The 15,402-nt window shown below is 56.5% G+C and carries 14 protein-coding genes; 7 read left to right on the forward strand and 7 right to left on the reverse strand.

The window, feature by feature from the left end; genetic code table 11:
• Positions 1–216: 216 nt before the first annotated feature.
• The gene (gene thrS, locus GOV90_RS13510) at positions 217–2,175 is read right to left on the reverse strand and encodes a threonine--tRNA ligase (protein ID WP_171090881.1); all 1,959 of its coding nucleotides are present in this window, start codon (positions 2,173–2,175) and stop codon (positions 217–219) included.
• Between the two features lie 215 nt (positions 2,176–2,390).
• Between thrS and GOV90_RS13515 the strand changes: the two genes are divergently transcribed.
• The 4 genes from GOV90_RS13515 (at position 2,391) to GOV90_RS13530 (ending at position 5,592) form a co-directional block, all read left to right on the forward strand.
• Entirely contained in the window at positions 2,391–3,140 is a 750-nt protein-coding gene (locus GOV90_RS13515; RefSeq protein WP_171090879.1) for an alpha/beta fold hydrolase, read from the forward strand.
• The gene (locus GOV90_RS13520) at positions 3,140–4,132 is read left to right on the forward strand and encodes a carboxylesterase (protein ID WP_171090877.1); all 993 of its coding nucleotides are present in this window, start codon (positions 3,140–3,142) and stop codon (positions 4,130–4,132) included. Before GOV90_RS13515 ends, GOV90_RS13520 begins: the two co-directional genes overlap by 1 nt.
• Positions 4,133–4,176: 44 nt before the next feature.
• Complete coding sequence (locus tag GOV90_RS13525) at positions 4,177–4,791, forward strand: hypothetical protein (RefSeq protein ID WP_171091211.1); 615 nt, start codon at positions 4,177–4,179, stop codon at positions 4,789–4,791.
• 84 nt (positions 4,792–4,875) lie between these two features.
• The gene (locus GOV90_RS13530) at positions 4,876–5,592 is read left to right on the forward strand and encodes an alpha/beta fold hydrolase (RefSeq protein WP_171090875.1); all 717 of its coding nucleotides are present in this window, start codon (positions 4,876–4,878) and stop codon (positions 5,590–5,592) included.
• Here the strand turns inward: GOV90_RS13530 and GOV90_RS13535 are convergent.
• Together GOV90_RS13535 and phaZ are read right to left on the reverse strand one after the other, a co-directional pair.
• On the reverse strand, positions 5,583–6,170 hold the full coding sequence (locus GOV90_RS13535; protein WP_171090873.1) for a DUF6151 family protein: 588 nt from the start codon (positions 6,168–6,170) through the stop codon (positions 5,583–5,585). The two genes, GOV90_RS13530 and GOV90_RS13535, sit on opposite strands and share 10 nt — an antisense overlap.
• A 6-nt stretch (positions 6,171–6,176) precedes the next feature.
• Positions 6,177–7,448: a polyhydroxyalkanoate depolymerase gene (gene phaZ, locus GOV90_RS13540; RefSeq protein WP_171090871.1), complete on the reverse strand. Its 1,272-nt coding sequence runs from the start codon at positions 7,446–7,448 to the stop codon at positions 6,177–6,179.
• 111 nt (positions 7,449–7,559) lie between these two features.
• Here phaZ and GOV90_RS13545 point away from each other — a divergent pair, with 111 nt between their 5' ends.
• The 3 genes from GOV90_RS13545 (at position 7,560) to phaR (ending at position 10,626) form a co-directional block, all read left to right on the forward strand.
• Positions 7,560–9,362, forward strand: a complete 1,803-nt coding sequence (locus tag GOV90_RS13545) for an alpha/beta hydrolase (RefSeq protein WP_171090869.1) — start codon at positions 7,560–7,562, stop codon at positions 9,360–9,362.
• 131 nt (positions 9,363–9,493) lie between these two features.
• Entirely contained in the window at positions 9,494–9,940 is a 447-nt protein-coding gene (locus tag GOV90_RS13550; RefSeq protein WP_171090867.1) for a phasin family protein, read from the forward strand.
• A 134-nt stretch (positions 9,941–10,074) separates the two neighbouring features.
• A complete protein-coding gene (phaR, locus tag GOV90_RS13555; RefSeq protein WP_171090865.1) occupies positions 10,075–10,626 on the forward strand; it encodes a polyhydroxyalkanoate synthesis repressor PhaR in 552 nt (183 codons plus the stop codon).
• Between the two features lie 41 nt (positions 10,627–10,667).
• On the opposite strand, the gene GOV90_RS13560 is transcribed toward phaR, so the two are convergent.
• From GOV90_RS13560 to GOV90_RS13575, 4 genes are all read right to left on the reverse strand, one after another.
• Positions 10,668–11,882: a DegT/DnrJ/EryC1/StrS aminotransferase family protein gene (locus GOV90_RS13560; protein ID WP_171090862.1), complete on the reverse strand. Its 1,215-nt coding sequence runs from the start codon at positions 11,880–11,882 to the stop codon at positions 10,668–10,670.
• A gap of 113 nt (positions 11,883–11,995) precedes the next feature.
• Positions 11,996–13,300: an FAD-binding oxidoreductase gene (locus GOV90_RS13565; RefSeq protein ID WP_171090860.1), complete on the reverse strand. Its 1,305-nt coding sequence runs from the start codon at positions 13,298–13,300 to the stop codon at positions 11,996–11,998.
• A gap of 8 nt (positions 13,301–13,308) precedes the next feature.
• On the reverse strand, positions 13,309–14,667 hold the full coding sequence (locus GOV90_RS13570; RefSeq protein WP_171090858.1) for a glutamine synthetase family protein: 1,359 nt from the start codon (positions 14,665–14,667) through the stop codon (positions 13,309–13,311).
• Complete coding sequence (locus tag GOV90_RS13575) at positions 14,667–15,347, reverse strand: type 1 glutamine amidotransferase (protein WP_171090856.1); 681 nt, start codon at positions 15,345–15,347, stop codon at positions 14,667–14,669. The genes GOV90_RS13570 and GOV90_RS13575 overlap by 1 nt, the downstream gene beginning before the upstream one ends.
• Positions 15,348–15,402 lie beyond the last annotated feature (55 nt).

The raw sequence follows: 15,402 nt of genomic DNA on the forward strand, positions 1-15,402 counted from the left end.
TAATCCTCTTGATGACAGGGTATGTCTGCTTGTGACACTGACAAAACTAGTGGCTTGTCGGCCAGAGTTGAATTCACGAGCCCGTGTCTCACAAGCGCGTCAGGGGGCGGCACGCCCTCTTGAAGCCTAATGCATTGTTTTTGATGAAGAAAGAGTGAAATGTTACAATCCGGCCCCGTTTCAAGGGCCGGATTTCCAGCGATATGCCGCTGATTGTTACAGCAGATCTGGTGGTGTGGCTGCTTGCGACAGCTCATTTGTTACAACATCAAGCGGTTGAACCTGCGTCTGTTTTTCACCCAGACGCCGGACGCTGACGGTGCGTTCCTCAACTTCACGGTGACCAACGGCCAGAATCACCGGCACTTTGCCAACCGAGTGCTCGCGGACCTTGTAGTTGATCTTCTCGTTGCGAATATCTGCTTCGGCCCGCACACCGGCGGCCCGCAGGGTTTCAACAACTTCGGCAACATAGGCGTCGGCCTCGGACGTGATCGAGGCGACCACGACCTGACGCGGGGCCAGCCAGAGAGGCAGCTTGCCTGCGTGTTCCTCGATCAGAATGCCGATGAAACGTTCGAACGAACCCAAAGTTGCCCGGTGCAGCATCACAGGGCGGTGTTTGCCGCCGTCGGCTCCGATATAAGTCGCATCCAGACGTTCAGGCAGAACAAAGTCCACCTGATGCGTTCCGCACTGCCAGTCACGGCCGATTGCATCGGTCAGAACAAATTCAAGCTTCGGGCCGTAGAACGCGCCTTCACCGGGGTTGAGTTCCGGTTCGATCCCCGCCGCACGGGTCGCGCTGAGCAGGGCAGCTTCGGCCTTGTCCCAAACCTCATCCGATCCAGAGCGCTTTTCGGGCCTATCCGAAAATTTGACCGAGAAGTTTTCGAACCCGAGGTCTTTGTAGATTTCGGAAAGGAAGCGAATGAATTCGGCAGTCTCGGATTCAATCTGATCCTCGGTGCAGAAGATGTGACCATCATCCTGCGTAAAGCCGCGCACGCGCATGATGCCGTGCAGGGCACCTGACGGCTCATAACGGTTGCACGATCCGAATTCTGCCATCCGCAGCGGCAGGTCGCGATAAGACTTCAGACCCTGGTTGAATATCTGTACGTGGCAAGGGCAGTTCATCGGCTTCAGAGCGTTGATCGCCTTTTCACGCGCATGTTCCTCGTCCACTTCGACGATAAACATGTTTTCCTGATATTTGTCCCAGTGCCCCGAAGCTTCCCACAGTTTGCGGTCAACGACCTGAGGGGTGTTGACTTCGACATAGCCGCCCTTGCGCTGCTGGCGGCGCATGTAGTCCTGCAATTGCGTGTAGACGGTCCAACCGTTGGGATGCCAGAAGATCTGGCCGGGGGCCTCTTCCTGCATGTGGAACAGGTCCATTTCACGACCAAGCTTGCGGTGGTCGCGTTTGGCAGCCTCTTCCAACATGTGCAGGTGGGCTTTCAGCTTTTCTTTACCTGTGAAGGCCACGCCATAGATGCGCTGCAACATCGCGCGGTCACTGTCGCCACGCCAATAGGCGCCAGCGATTGACATCAGCTTGAACGCGTCGCCCGGCACCTGGCCGGTGTGTTGCAGGTGCGGGCCACGGCATAGGTCCTGCCAATGGCCGTGCCAGTACATGCGCAGCGGTTCGTCGCCAGGGATGGATTCGATCAACTCGACCTTATAGGGCTCATTGTTGGCCTTATAAAATTCGATCGCGCGGTCACGGTCCCAAACCTCGGTGGTCACGGGATCGCGCTTGTTGATGATCTCTTTCATCTTTTTCTCGATCAGGCCAAGATCTTCGGGCGTGAACGGTTCCGCTCGGTCAAAGTCATAGTACCAGCCGTTTTCGATCACGGGGCCAATGGTGACCTTGGTGGCGGGCCAGATTTCCTGAACGGCGCGCGCCATTATGTGAGCCAGATCGTGACGGATCAGCTCATTGGCTTGTTCTTCATCCTTCATGGTGTGGATGGCGATCTGGGCGTCAGCTTCAATGGGCCATTGCAGATCCCAGTGTTGGCCATCTACCGTGGCCGAGATGGCCTTTTTGGCCAATGAAGTTGAAATATCTGCAGCCACCTGCGCAGGTGTAACGCCTGCGTCATAGTTGCGTGCATTGCCATCGGGAAAGGTGAGAGAGACGGATTTTGAATCCAGGGCCATATCGGCTCTCCTCGTCGGTTTGGCGCCCACTGAACGCCCGGTTGCGGGTTATTTGCGTTCGGCTCGTTTGGCAGGTGGTTGATCCTGTGTCAAGGGCAGGAGCGAGGGGCCAGCCCCTCGCGCACCCCGAGGTATTTTGAGCCAGATGAAGAGGGATCCGGGAATTGCACTTGGGTACGTGGCGTGCATGATGCTGCGAAAGGAAAGAGGATTTCATGGCAGCAACAAATTTTCTGGAGACGGCGCAAAGCCGCCGGTTGGCCTATCACAAAAGTGAGGGTGCGGGCCCGACCATCGTTTTCCTGGGCGGGCTGATGTCAGATATGGAAGGCACCAAGGCGGTTCATCTGGAGGCCTGGGCACAGGCGCGAGGGCAGGCCTTCTTGCGGTTTGACTATTCGGGGCACGGTGAAAGCTCGGAAGCGTTTACCGATGGGTGTATCGGCGATTGGCACGAAGATACTGTAGCGGCCGTGACGGCGTTGACTGATGGGCCGTTGATTGTTGTGGGATCCTCCATGGGTGGGTGGCAGGCGTTGTTGTTGGCTAAAGCGATGCCGGACCGGATTGCGGGCATGGTCACAATTGCTGCTGCGCCGGACTTCACAGAAGACGGCTACTGGGCGGCATTCAGCGATGAACAAAAGGCGGAGCTGGACAAAGTTGGTCAGGTGGAACTGCCTTCTGACTATATGGAACCCTACATCATCACCAAACGAATGATCGAAGACGGGCGGCAGCGGTTGGTTCTTCGAGATCCGCTTCATCTGCCTTTCCCGGTGCGTTTCCTTCAGGGAACGGCGGATACGGCGGTGTCGACGGAAACCGCGGTGCGGCTATTGGATCACGCAACCGGGCCGAATATGCGCCTTTTGCTGGTCAAGGATGCGGATCATCGCTTTTCGGACGGTCCCTGTCTGGGGCTGATTGAAGGCGCGGTGCTGGATGTGGTGGGAGGCGTCTGATGCAGCGTTTGGGCTGGTTGCTTGGGCGGTTTCTGTTGGCGCTGATTGTCGTCGGCGGCCTCCTCTATTGGTTTGGGCCGCGCGAGGAAGTGAATTTGCGCCCGACATTCGACTCGCGCAAGTTTGGTGAAGGTGTTCAGGTCTATTTCGAAAGCACTGAATCAGCCTTTGGCGATATTGTTCCGGGCGTTGAGAAGCGTGTGGACTGGCAGGAAGGTTTCAAGGAACAGCGCACACCTTATTCTGTGCTCTATATCCATGGGTTTTCTGCAAGTTCCGAAGAAATCCGTCCGGTGCCTGATCTGGTCGCCGATGCGCTTGGGGCAAACCTTGTCTACACGCGCCTGCAGGGTCATGGCCGAGATGGATTTGCCATGGCGGAAGGCACGGCCTCAGGTTGGATGCAGGACACTGCCGAAGGGTTGGCTGCGGCACGGGCGGTTGGCGACAAGGTGATCGTCATCTCAACCTCTACCGGTGGTACTTTGGCAGCGGCTGCAGCGCTTGACGCGGATCTTAGCAAAGATGTTGCCGCAATGGTCTTTGTGTCGCCGAATTTCGGTGTGAATACTGCCGCGGCGTGGGTGCCGACGCTGCCTTGGGCCCGGGATTGGTTACCGATCCTTATGGGGCCAGAGCGTGATGTGTCCGGACCGGATCCAGAGAAGAACACGTATTGGTCCGCCGTCTATCCTTGGGAAGCCGTCGTTCCGATGTCCGTTCTGGTTGATGTCGTTTATGCGTTGGATTTTTCCGAAGCTCTGGTGCCAGCCTTGTTTTGGTTTTCGGACGATGATCAGGTTGTGCGTCCCGACAAGACACATAAAGTCGCCGAGGCCTGGGGCGCTTCAGCAACGGTCGAGTTGGTCACAATGGGGCCAGGAGACGATCCCGCATCACATGTCATTGCCGGGCGGCTGATGTCGCCGGGGCAGACCGATGCCGCCGTTGAGGGTATCCTGACTTGGTTGAAAGAACTGGGGATAGAGTAAAGCCCAACCGGAATTGAGGAGGCAAAATGCGAAAGCCGGGCAGCATGTGGAGTCTAGAGACCTTGGGTCGCGTTCGCTTGTCCCGGCATTTCTTCATGCGCGATTTTCTGTATTCGGAGATCGGCAATTTCCACCAAAAACAGAATATTCCCGACAATCCGGACCTGGCGATCGAGACGGGGCGCGCGTTTTGCGAAACACTGCTGGACCCGTTGGAGGAAACCTTTGGCCGTGTCGCCGTGCGATCAGGGTACAGGTCGCCGTCTTTGAACCGGTTCGGCAATGAAAACCGGCTGAACTGCGCCCGCAATGACAACCCGCTGGAATGCCATATCTGGGATCGCGGCGAAGGCGATGCGCGAATTGCAGGAGCTTCTATCGTGATCCCTTGGTTTGCAGATCACTACGCACAAGGGCGGGATTGGCGGGATCTGGCGTGGTGGATGCACGATCATCTGACCTATTCCGAGATCTGGTTTTTTCCCAAGCTTTGTGCATTCAATTTGGTGTGGCGGCCCGAGCCGCTGCGCAGGATTGACAGTTATATCGACCCGCGGGGCTGCCTGTTGAAGCCGGGGGCCGAACCCGATGAAGACAGGGCCAAACGTCAGCTCCGGTACGCGGATTTCCCTGCGTTTCGCGGAATCGCCTATCCATAAGGTTTCCCTTGCTCGATTGTAGCAAACCTTTCATCCTGACAGAAAAGGGAAGGGCTCGGAAAACCGAGTAAATGGAGGCCCCGCGTGATCGAGCCGCTGGTGTTCTTGCCTGGGTTGATGTGTGATGCCCGACTGTTTCGCCCTCAGATCGAGCTGTTGTCGCGTGCGCGGTCTGTGACTGTCGCACCTGTGTCTGGCGGCGAGCGGATTGAAGAAATCGCATCGGGGTTACTCGACCAACTGCCGCATCGTTTTGCCCTAGCCGGGCACAGTATGGGGGGCGTGGTGGCCTTGGAACTGGTGCGCAGGGCGCCGGAACGGATTTCTCGGCTGTGTCTGATGGCCACTGATGCGCAGGCCGATACACCGCAAATGGCGGCCAGTCGGGAAGATTTGATCATTGGTGCGCAAGGCGGTCGTCTGGAAGAGATGATGCGCAAACTTGTAGGATCCGATGCCTTGGCGCCGGGGCCTCGGCGCATCCCCATCCTGAACGATCTTTTGGCGATGGCAGAGGGGCTGGGGGCCGAAGTGTTCGTGCGCCAGATGCGAGCCTTGCAACGCCGCCCTGATCAGCAAGCGGCTTTGCGGAAAATCAAGGTGCCGACACTGGTGCTATGCGGCGCACATGACACTCTTGCACCGGTCAGACGACATTCGTTTATGGCTGATTTGATACCGGAGGCCGAAATGCTTGTTCTTCAAAACGCAGGTCATCTTTTGACCCTTGAAGCGCCTGACCACGTGAACGAAGCCCTGCAAACTTGGCTAAATGCTCAACTGCGGTTCGACTATGGATAGAGCGCTGCGCGTTCGTCTTTCGTTATCAGCAAGGTCGTCGCAACGGGTTCGCCGGATTTCGGGTCGAAGAACGGTGTGTTCTTCCAACGCCCAGACAGACGCGAAGCTGCAACGCGACGTATCAGACCGAAGGCCGCAAACCTGATTTTCTCGTGTTTCTGTTTTCCATCGGGTTGGGGCACAAATCCGCGCGTTGTGACGGGACCCAGGACCGAAATGTCGTCGGTGATCCTGCGAACCAGAAATCCGGCAAAGGGAAAACTTGCGCGTGGTGGCGTTGTTGCCAGCGGGGCATTGCAGCAACTGGCGTACCATCGCAGCATCCCGTTGGGGCCAAGCTTCATTGCGGCCAAAAATTGACTGCCGGTAGAGATTTCGATCTCTTCCGGTGCCATCTGCAGTATGTCGACAGGTCCGGGGGCTGGGTCCGGTTGTTTGAAATACAGCTGTGCGGCGCGGCAATCGTGGCAAAAACAGGAGACATGAGTCCCTTGCCGAACGCCCCTTGCGGAAATGTGCCCTTGCAACTTTCCGCACTGGCAGGAAAAGGCGAGGCCGCTATGCGCAGGCTCGCTCATTCCGTTTTACGCGACTTTGTTGGTGTTGGCAGCGCGGCGACGTGGCTTGCGGCTGTTTTCATTCATGAAATCAATCACAAGCGGGCGGATGTTGTCACGCCAGCTGCGGCCTGCGAAGATGCCGTAGTGACCTGCGCCGGGTTCCACATGGCTTGCCTTCTTGCTGTCAGGCAGGCCGGTGCACAGTTCAAGCGCGGCGATGCACTGACCGGGTGCTGAAATATCGTCATTTGCCCCTTCGACAGTTTTCACTGCAACATCCGTGATCTTGGACATGTCCACCTTGTGACCGGCGACGACAAACTCATTCCGCGCAATCTCGCGGTTCTTGAAGACACGCTCGACAGTCGAAAGATAAAACTCGGCGGTCATGTCCATGACGGCCAGATATTCATCATAGAACCGGTTGTGGGCGTCCATGTCCGAGGCTTCGTCCCGGATAACGCGTTGAATCTGATCCGAAAAAGCCTTGGAATGGCGTTCGGCGTTCATCGACATGAAAGATGCAAGCTGCAACAGGCCGGGATAGACCATGCGACCGACGCCTTTGTATTTGAAGCCGACACGCTGGATCATCGTTTCTTCCAACTGACCCATGGTCACGCGCCGTCCGAAATCGGTCACGTCGGTGGGGGTCGCATCCGGGTCGACCGGGCCGCCAATCAAGGTCAAGGTGCTGGGTTGTGCTTTCGGTTCCACTTCGGCCAGGTAGGCTGTGGCCGCAAGGGTCAGAGGGGCCGGTTGACAGACTGCAACAACATGCGTTTCTGGGCCCAACTCTTTCATAAAATCGACAAGATAGAGGGTGTAATCCTCGACATCGAACTTGCCCGCAGACACAGGGATATCGCGCGCATTATGCCAGTCGGTGATGTAGACTTCGCAATTGACCAGAAGGCTTTTGACGGTCGAACGCAGCAGCGTTGCGTAGTGGCCCGACATGGGCGCGACCAGCAGCACCTTGCGCGGCTGTTCTTCGCGGCCGTTGACGCGGAAATGGACCAGATCGCCGAATGGGCGTTCCAGAACAGTTGTAATCTCAACCAGGTGGTCCTTGCCGTCTTCACAAGTGAAGGTGCGAATACCCCAGTCAGGTTTCACAATCATGCGCTGGAAAGTACGCTCAGTCACCTCACCCCAGGCGGCCATCCAGTTGAAAGCCGGGTTGGGCACCATCGAAAACATCGGGTAAGAGGCCATCGCGCTGGCCGTCGCACCAAGCCATTGGTTGGTGTTGCGCATGGTTTCCATAAGGTCGTAGGTCATCATGTAGCGCATAAATGGGGCCTCCTGAGTGTCAGCCTGAAAGTTCGGACCATTCGTCGCTTTGCCCCCCAGCACCCACGACGTTATTCTGCATAGCAGCGAGGTTAGGGGGGAATTGTTAAAATGACAACTAGCGAAGACCAAATGCCAGACGTATCAGACGAACACATTGAACGCCTTAAAGAAAATATGGACAAGGTCGAGCAGCTCTCGAAGCGATTGATTGAGGTCATGGCTACTAAAAAGCCGCATACCCCCGCGCTGGATGGCCCGAATCAAGAGCTTTTCGCACGAGCAGCAACGGCATATTGGGCCGAAGCTTGGCAAAATCCCGCCAAACTGTTGGAACAGCAAATAGAATTCTGGGGAAAGTCTGTTCTGAACTTTGCCGAAGCGCAGCAGGCATTGACCCAAGGTGAAGTGGAAGACGAAAACCCCGCCCCCGGAGACAAGCGTTTCTCGAACCCCCTATGGGAAACCAACCCTTATTTCCGTCTGATCCGACAGCAATACCAAACCAACGCGCAGGCCATTGCACAAGCTGTCGCCTCGGTCGACGATCTGGATGCCAAGGACAAACAGCGTTTGCAGTACTTTTCGCAGCAGATCATCGACATGATGGCCCCCACCAATTTTCTGGCAACAAACCCTGATGCCCTGCAAAAAGCGGTTGAGACCGAAGGCCAGTCCTTGATTCAGGGATTGGAAAACCTTGTTTCCGACTTGGAGGCCAATGATGGCGAATTGGTTGTAAAGCTTGCGGATGAAAATGCGTTCGAGGTTGGCGGAAACCTGGCAACCACACCGGGAGACGTGGTGTTCCGCAACCGGATGATAGAGTTGATCCAATACAAGCCTGCAACGGAATCCGTATACGAGACGCCGATCGTCCTGTTTCCGCCCTGGATCAACAAGTTCTATATTCTGGACCTGAAAGCGCAAAACAGCCTGATCAAATGGATCACCGATCAAGGCTACACCTTGTTCGTCGTCAGTTGGGTCAATCCAGACGAAAGTTATGCCGAAACCGGCATGGAAGATTACATTCAGGACGGCTTTTTGACGGCAATCGACGTCGCCAAGAAGATCTGCAAGGTCAAGCAAGTCAACGCGGTCGGCTATTGCATCGCGGGCACGACGCTCAGCCTCACCTTGTCGTTGTTGAAACAGCGCGGTGACAAGTCGGTCAAATCGGCCACGCTGTTTACGGCGTTGACGGATTTCTCTGATCAGGGTGAGTTCACGCCTTTCCTGCAGAACGACTTCATCGACGGTATCGAGGAAGAAGTGAACAAGGAAGGTGTCCTTCGCTCGTGGATCATGGCGCGTACCATGTCGTTCCTTCGGTCGCGCGACCTAGTCTATGGACCGGCCATTCGCAGCTATATGATGGGAGAGGTGCCTCCGGCGTTTGACCTGCTGTACTGGAACGGCGATGGTGCGAACCTTCCGGCCAAAATGGCCGTGCAGTATTTGCGTGGCCTGTGTCAGCGCAATGAATTCGCAACGGACGGTTTTGAGTTGATGGGTCACAAGCTGACGTTAAGCGACGTCGACGTTCCCTTGATGGCCATCACCTGCGAAACCGATCATATCGCTGCCTGGAAAGACTGTTATCGCGGTGTCCAAAAGATGGGCTCGCGGTCGAAGACTTTCGTGGTTTCAGAGTCGGGCCATATCGCCGGTATTGTGAACCCGCCAAGCAAGAAGAAATATGGGCACTACACCAATCCGGACTTGAAAGCGGACTCTGATACTTGGCTGAAAGAAGCAGATTTTCACCAAGGATCGTGGTGGCCCATGTGGGACGCTTGGCTGAAGAAACGGTCCGGCAAACAAGTGCCAGCACGCGATGCAGGCGATTCGGACCATCCAATCCTTGCGCCCGCCCCGGGGGCCTATGTGTTGGCAAATCCAAACGCCTGATTTCATTTTGAAACTTAACTTTTTCTGCGCTGCAGCAAGAAAAAACTTGCAATGCTGCGGCGCAGCAATCATATTGTCCTCAAGCTGATGAAGCCCGGGGTGGGCCCGGACCGGCTAAAAGGATTAGGACAATGGCAAAGACCCAAGACTTTAGCGCGATCATGAAAGACATGATGGGCGCATTCCCGGTGGACACCACCGCAATGGAAGACGCATTCAAATCGACCGCTTCGCTGAACGAAAAGCTGTCGGGTGTTGCTCTGGAAGCTGCTGAGAAATCGGCTGAGATCTCGAACAAATGGACCAAAGAAACTCTGGCCAAACTGACCGAGATGTCGAAAGCAAAGGCAGAACCTGCTGACTACGCAAAAGCGGCAACCGATTTTGCAAGCGCGTCGGCTGAAGTTGCAGCTGAAAACCTGGCTGCTTTCGCTGAAATCGCGAAAAAAGTTCAGACCGAAACCGTCGAGCTGCTGATGGCTGCTGGTAAAGACGCTGCAGAAGAAGCAACTGCTGCTGTCAAAAAAGCAACCAACGACGTGACCACTGCTGCTAAGAAAGCCGCAGCGGCCAAGTAAGAACGTCCGCGAAGCGCACCCAATCCTCCCATGAGGTGCAATCGCGTTGGGCAGGTCGATTGACCTGCCCTTTCTTTTTGTGCTGCAGTCGCATAACCTGTGCTGCAACGCATCATCCTTGGGGAGGGTACCCGGTGTCGGACCAAGAAAAACCGCTGCTGATCAAGCGCTATGCCAGCCGTCGGCTGTATAACACCGAGACCAGCGACTACGTGACGCTTGAAGATATTGCGGGCTTTATCCGCGACGGGCGTGAGGTGCAGATCATTGACCTGAAAACCGGGGATGACCTGACGCGGCAGTATCTACTGCAAATCATTGCTGAACATGAAAGCCGGGGTGAAAACGTACTGCCGGTGAACGTACTCAACGATTTGGTCCGCAGCTATATGGTGCCGGGCGGGGGTATGATGCCGCAATTCCTACAGAGCTCGTTCGAGATGCTGCGCGAAAGCCAAAGCAAGATGATGGAGAACATGAGCGCCATGAACCCGATGTCTCAGATGCCGGGTTTCGACGCGCTGCAAGCGCAGCAACAAGCGTTCTTGAAAGCCATGACCGGGGGCTTGTCCGGCGGATGGTCTGCGCCTGACGCGCAAGAGGAAAAGGCCGAGCCGAAAGAGGATCTGGATGATATCAAGAAACAGCTGGCAGAGCTTCAGCAGAAACTATCCAAGCTGAACTGATATCGAAAAGAAAAGGCCCGCAGCTAAGCGGGCCTGCTTTTTTAGGTGCCATAGACCGGCATCGGGCCGGTCACTTCACCCACCGAGGCCAAAATAATATCCGCGATCACATCCAGTTCCTCGCGCGTCAGTCGCACAGGCAGGCGGACGTCACAGGCTTTCATCAGCATGGCGCGGGTTTGCGGCAGTTCGAATGTTTCAGGAAGGAACTGCCAGTTCCAGAAGGCGCGGGCATTGTCCTCGCTCAGACCAAAGACCTGAACTTTTACGCCGCGTGCCTCGGATGCGGCGGCAAACGCGCGAATCTCGGCCTCGTCCATCCCAACAAGATTGAACTGGATCGAGTCGGGTGCACGCCGTTCAGGTGCCAGCGGTGCGGGAACATCGATATAGGGTGAGGTGTTCAGGCGTTCAGCCACATAGTCGTGGTTCGCCAGACCGTCGCGCACACGGCGCGCAAGTTCCGGGATCTGAGGGCGGATTACTGCCGCGCTCAGATTACTAAGACGTAGGTTATACAGGGGCAGTTTGTTCTGCCAACGGGCAAACGCCTCTTCCAACTCGGGCGAGTTATCGCCGTGCGGGGTTTTGTGCTTCTTCCAGTTATGCTCATACGCGCCGGACATGATGACAGCGCGGGCCACCAGATCGGCATCGTCTGTGACCAGAATGCCGCCTTCGCCTGCGTTGATCATCTTGTAGGATTGGAACGAGAAACAACCGACCTTGCCGATCGTACCAATATTGCGGCCATGCCACGTGGTGCCCAGCGAATGCGCAGCGTCTTCGATCACTGGAATGCCGCGCGCGTCGCACAGGTCCATTATTGCGTCCATGTCGGATGTATGTCCGCGCATATGGCTGATGATCACGGCCTGTACGCCGTTCAGCTTGACTTCGAAATCGGCCATGTCGATGCGATAGTTTTCGCCCACTTCGCAGAGTACGGGGATGCAATCTGCATGAACGACGGATGACGGCACTGCTGCGAAGGTAAAGCCTGGGATCAGAACGCGCGCGTCGCGGGGTAAATCCAGCGCCTTGAGCGACAGGAACAGAGCGGCCGAGCAGGACGACACTGCAAGCGCGTATTTCGAGCCCAGCAATTCCGCGAACTCAGCTTCCAGCAAGGCCACCGGGGCGTCTTGCGCTGCGGTATAGCGGAACAGATCGCCTGATTGCATCAAGGCGTCGATGGCTTCGCGGGCTGCTGCGGGGATGGGTTCGGCGTCATGGACGTTTGGTGGAAGCGTCATATTTGGATTTCCCGAATTCTATCTTTGGGAAAGATAAAGGTAATCACATGGCAATCCAAGCCCTCAATCACAGGGTTGGCAAAAATTCACCAATCTGTCGTAATTTACGTGGATCAGACCCCAAGCCGGTCGCGCAGAGCGAACCAGGTCATCGCAAGCACCAACAGCGGGTTGCGCAGCGCGGGTCCGCCGGGGAAAGGTAGGGCAGGCACGCGCGCCATTGTGTCGAACCCTTCAGCCTGTCCTTGAATGGCCAATGCCATGAGCTGCCCGGCGTGGGTCGCGGTGCCAACTCCGTGACCGGAATAGCCCGAAGCGGACAGGATGTTTGGCGCGACGCGGGCCAAATAGGGCATCCGCCGCATAGTAATGGCCAGCGTTCCCCCCCAAGCATAGTCGATTTTGACATCACGCAGGTGGGGGAAAATTTCGGCCATGGGTTTGCGAACCTTGGCGGCAATGTCCGAAGGGAAACGGTAGCCATAGCTTTCTCCGCCCCCGAACAACAGTCGACCATCCGCACTTAGGCGGAAGTAATTTACCACAAACTTGGTGTCCGCAACCGCGACATCCTGTGTCAAAACCCGCGCCGCATCGCTGCCCAATCGCTCGGTGGCGGCAATGAAGTTGTTGATGGGCATGACCCGAGAAGCCACGGAGCGATTGAGGTCGCCCAGATAGCCGTTGCACGCCAGGATCACATGCTCGGCCCGAACAGTACCGTCAGAGGTACAGATAACCGCAGGCCGGGAGTCATCAATCCCTGTGACCTCGGTGCTTTCAAAAATCCGCACACCCGCTTTTGCCGCCGCGTGCGCCAACCCCAAGGCATAGTTCAAGGGATGCAGGTGCGCCGCGCCCATATCCAGATAGCCGCCTTTGTAAGCTGGGGACGGGCAGAGCGCGCGGCCTGCGTTTTCGTCCAACAGCTCAATCTGATCATAGCCGTACCGGTCAGACAGGTGACCGGCATGGTCGTGCAGTTCTTTCTGCTCTGAGGTGCTTAGCCCCAAAACCGCGACGCCGGGTTTCAGGTCACATGCGATCTGGTGTTTGGTGATCAGAGACTTGACCAAATCCTTGGCGTCTTCGGCCAGACTCCACAGTTTGGCGGCATCTTCATCGCCAACAAGGCTTTCGAGATCCTCTTGATCCATCCGTTGTGCGCTGCCCAACTGACCACCGTTGCGGCCGGATGCGCCAAAGCCGACGCGGTGGGCCTCAAGCAATACGACGTCGAACCCGGCTTCGGCAAGATGCAATGCTGCGGACAGGCCGGTATAGCCACCACCAACAACACACACATCTGCTTTGACGTCTTCTGACAGTGCGGGGAAACGATCCGTCGGGTTTGACGTCGCAGCGTACCAACTGGCAGGGTATTCGCCCTTGCGGTCATTAGAATAAAGCAGGTTCACGGCGCGTCTCAGACGTTGACCAAAAGATGTTCGCGTTCCCACGGAGAGATGACCTGCAGGAATTCCTCGTACTCGGCCCGTTTTACAATGCCGTAGACGCGGGCGAATTCAGGTCCAAGGACCTCGTGCAGGGCAGTGGCCCCGTCAAACAGATCCAGCGCTTCCCCCATGATCTGAGGAATATCCCCTTCGCCTTCATAAGCGTCGCCATAGAATTGGCGGCGGGGGCGTTCCTGTTCGACCAGTCCCAGATAGCCGCAGGCCAGTGACAACGCGATGCCCAGATACGGGTTGCAGTCCATTCCGGCGATGCGGTTTTCGACACGGCGCGCCGCCGGGCTGGATAGGGGCACGCGGATACCGGTTGTACGGTTGTCGCGGGCCCATTCCAGATTGATCGGCGCGGCGTGGTCTTTCACATAGCGACGGTACGAATTCACATATGGTGCCATCACCGCCAGACCAGCAGGCAAGTGGTTCTGCAAGCCTGCGATGAAATGGTAAAACGCGTCCGTCTCACCGCCTTGCGGACCGGAGAAGATGTTCTCACCGGTTTCCATGTCGATGATCGAATGGTGGATGTGCATGGCCGATCCGGGCTCTTCCTCGATCGGTTTGGCCATGAACGTCGCGAAACAGTTGTGGCGCAGCGCGGCTTCGCGGATCAGGCGTTTGAAATAGAACACCTCATCCGCCAGCTTGATCGGATTGCCGTGACGCAGGTTAATCTCCAACTGTCCGGCTCCGCCTTCCTGCGTGATGCCGTCGATCTCGAACCCCTGGTGTTCAGCGAAATCATAGATGTCGTCGATCACCGGGCCGAACTCGTCCACCGCAGTCATGGAATAGGCCTGTCGCGCGGCGGCTGGGCGACCAGAGCGCCCCATCATCGGCTTAATGCCCTGTGCCGGGTCGACATTGGGGGCGACCAAGAAAAACTCCATCTCGGGCGCGACAACAGGTTTCCAGCCCTTGTCGTGATAAAGCTGTACAACACGCTTCAGGACGTTACGCGGGCTGTACGGGATAGGGTTGTCCTCTCGGTCATAGGCGTCGTGGATCACCTGCAGCGTCCAGTCTCCGGTCCAGGGCGCGGCGGAGGTGGTCGAGAAATCGGGCTTCAGGATCATGTCCCGCTCGATAAAGCCATCTTCACCCGCAGCTTCACCCCAGCCACCAGTGATGGTCTGGTAGAATATGCTGTCGGGTAGGTGGAAATACGACTGCTTTGCAAACTTTGAGGCAGGCACCGCCTTGCCCCGCGCAATACCCGGCAGGTCTGAGATGATGCACTCAACCTCGTCCAGCCTTTGCCCATGGAAATACGCTTTGGCGGCGTCCGGCAGTTTATCGGTCCAATCAGCCATCAGGCTCTCTCTTTCTTTAGAAACTCGGCCATCTGGCGCGCGATTCTGGCATTGTCATCAGGTGCAGTTTCACGGTTTGCGGCGGCTTGCATAAGGGTGTCGGGAACCACGCCTTTGCCCCGTGTTCGCATCAGGCCCGAAACGAAACCGTTGGAAAACTCTGGATGCGCCTGAACGGTCCAGATTGTGTCCCCATAAGCCAGCATCGCGTTTTCACAGAATGCATTCCGTCCCAGAACACGCGCCTGTTCAGGAAGGTCTACAACCTGATCCTGATGCCAGGCATTCAGCCAGACCTTATCCCCGTTATAGTCGTATTCGGTGCGCCCTACGGCCCATCCGCCCGAGAATTTTTCGACCTTGCCGCCAAGGGCCTGCGCGATGATCTGGTGACCAAAACACACACCAATAAGGGGTTTGCCGCTTTGGTGGATCTCTCGGACCAGTGCTTCCAGCGGTGCAATCCAAGGCAGGTCTTCATAAGCGCCATGGCGCGAACCGGTGATGACCCAACCGTCTGCGTCATCAGCATCCTTCGGGAAAATGCCGTCCACCACGGCGAAGGTTTCGAAATCAAACCCGTGCCCATCAAGAAGTTTGGGAAACAGAGCATCGTAATCTCCGAATTCACCCTGCAGCACATCGGGGGTGTGGCCGGTTTGTAATATGCCGATTTTCATACGTCACCAAATTTGATCAAATTCATACTAGCCGAGTCCATACAAGGCGGCAAGA

This window comes from Ruegeria sp. HKCCA5929 (assembly GCF_013034525.1).
Lineage (GTDB): Bacteria > Pseudomonadota > Alphaproteobacteria > Rhodobacterales > Rhodobacteraceae > Ruegeria.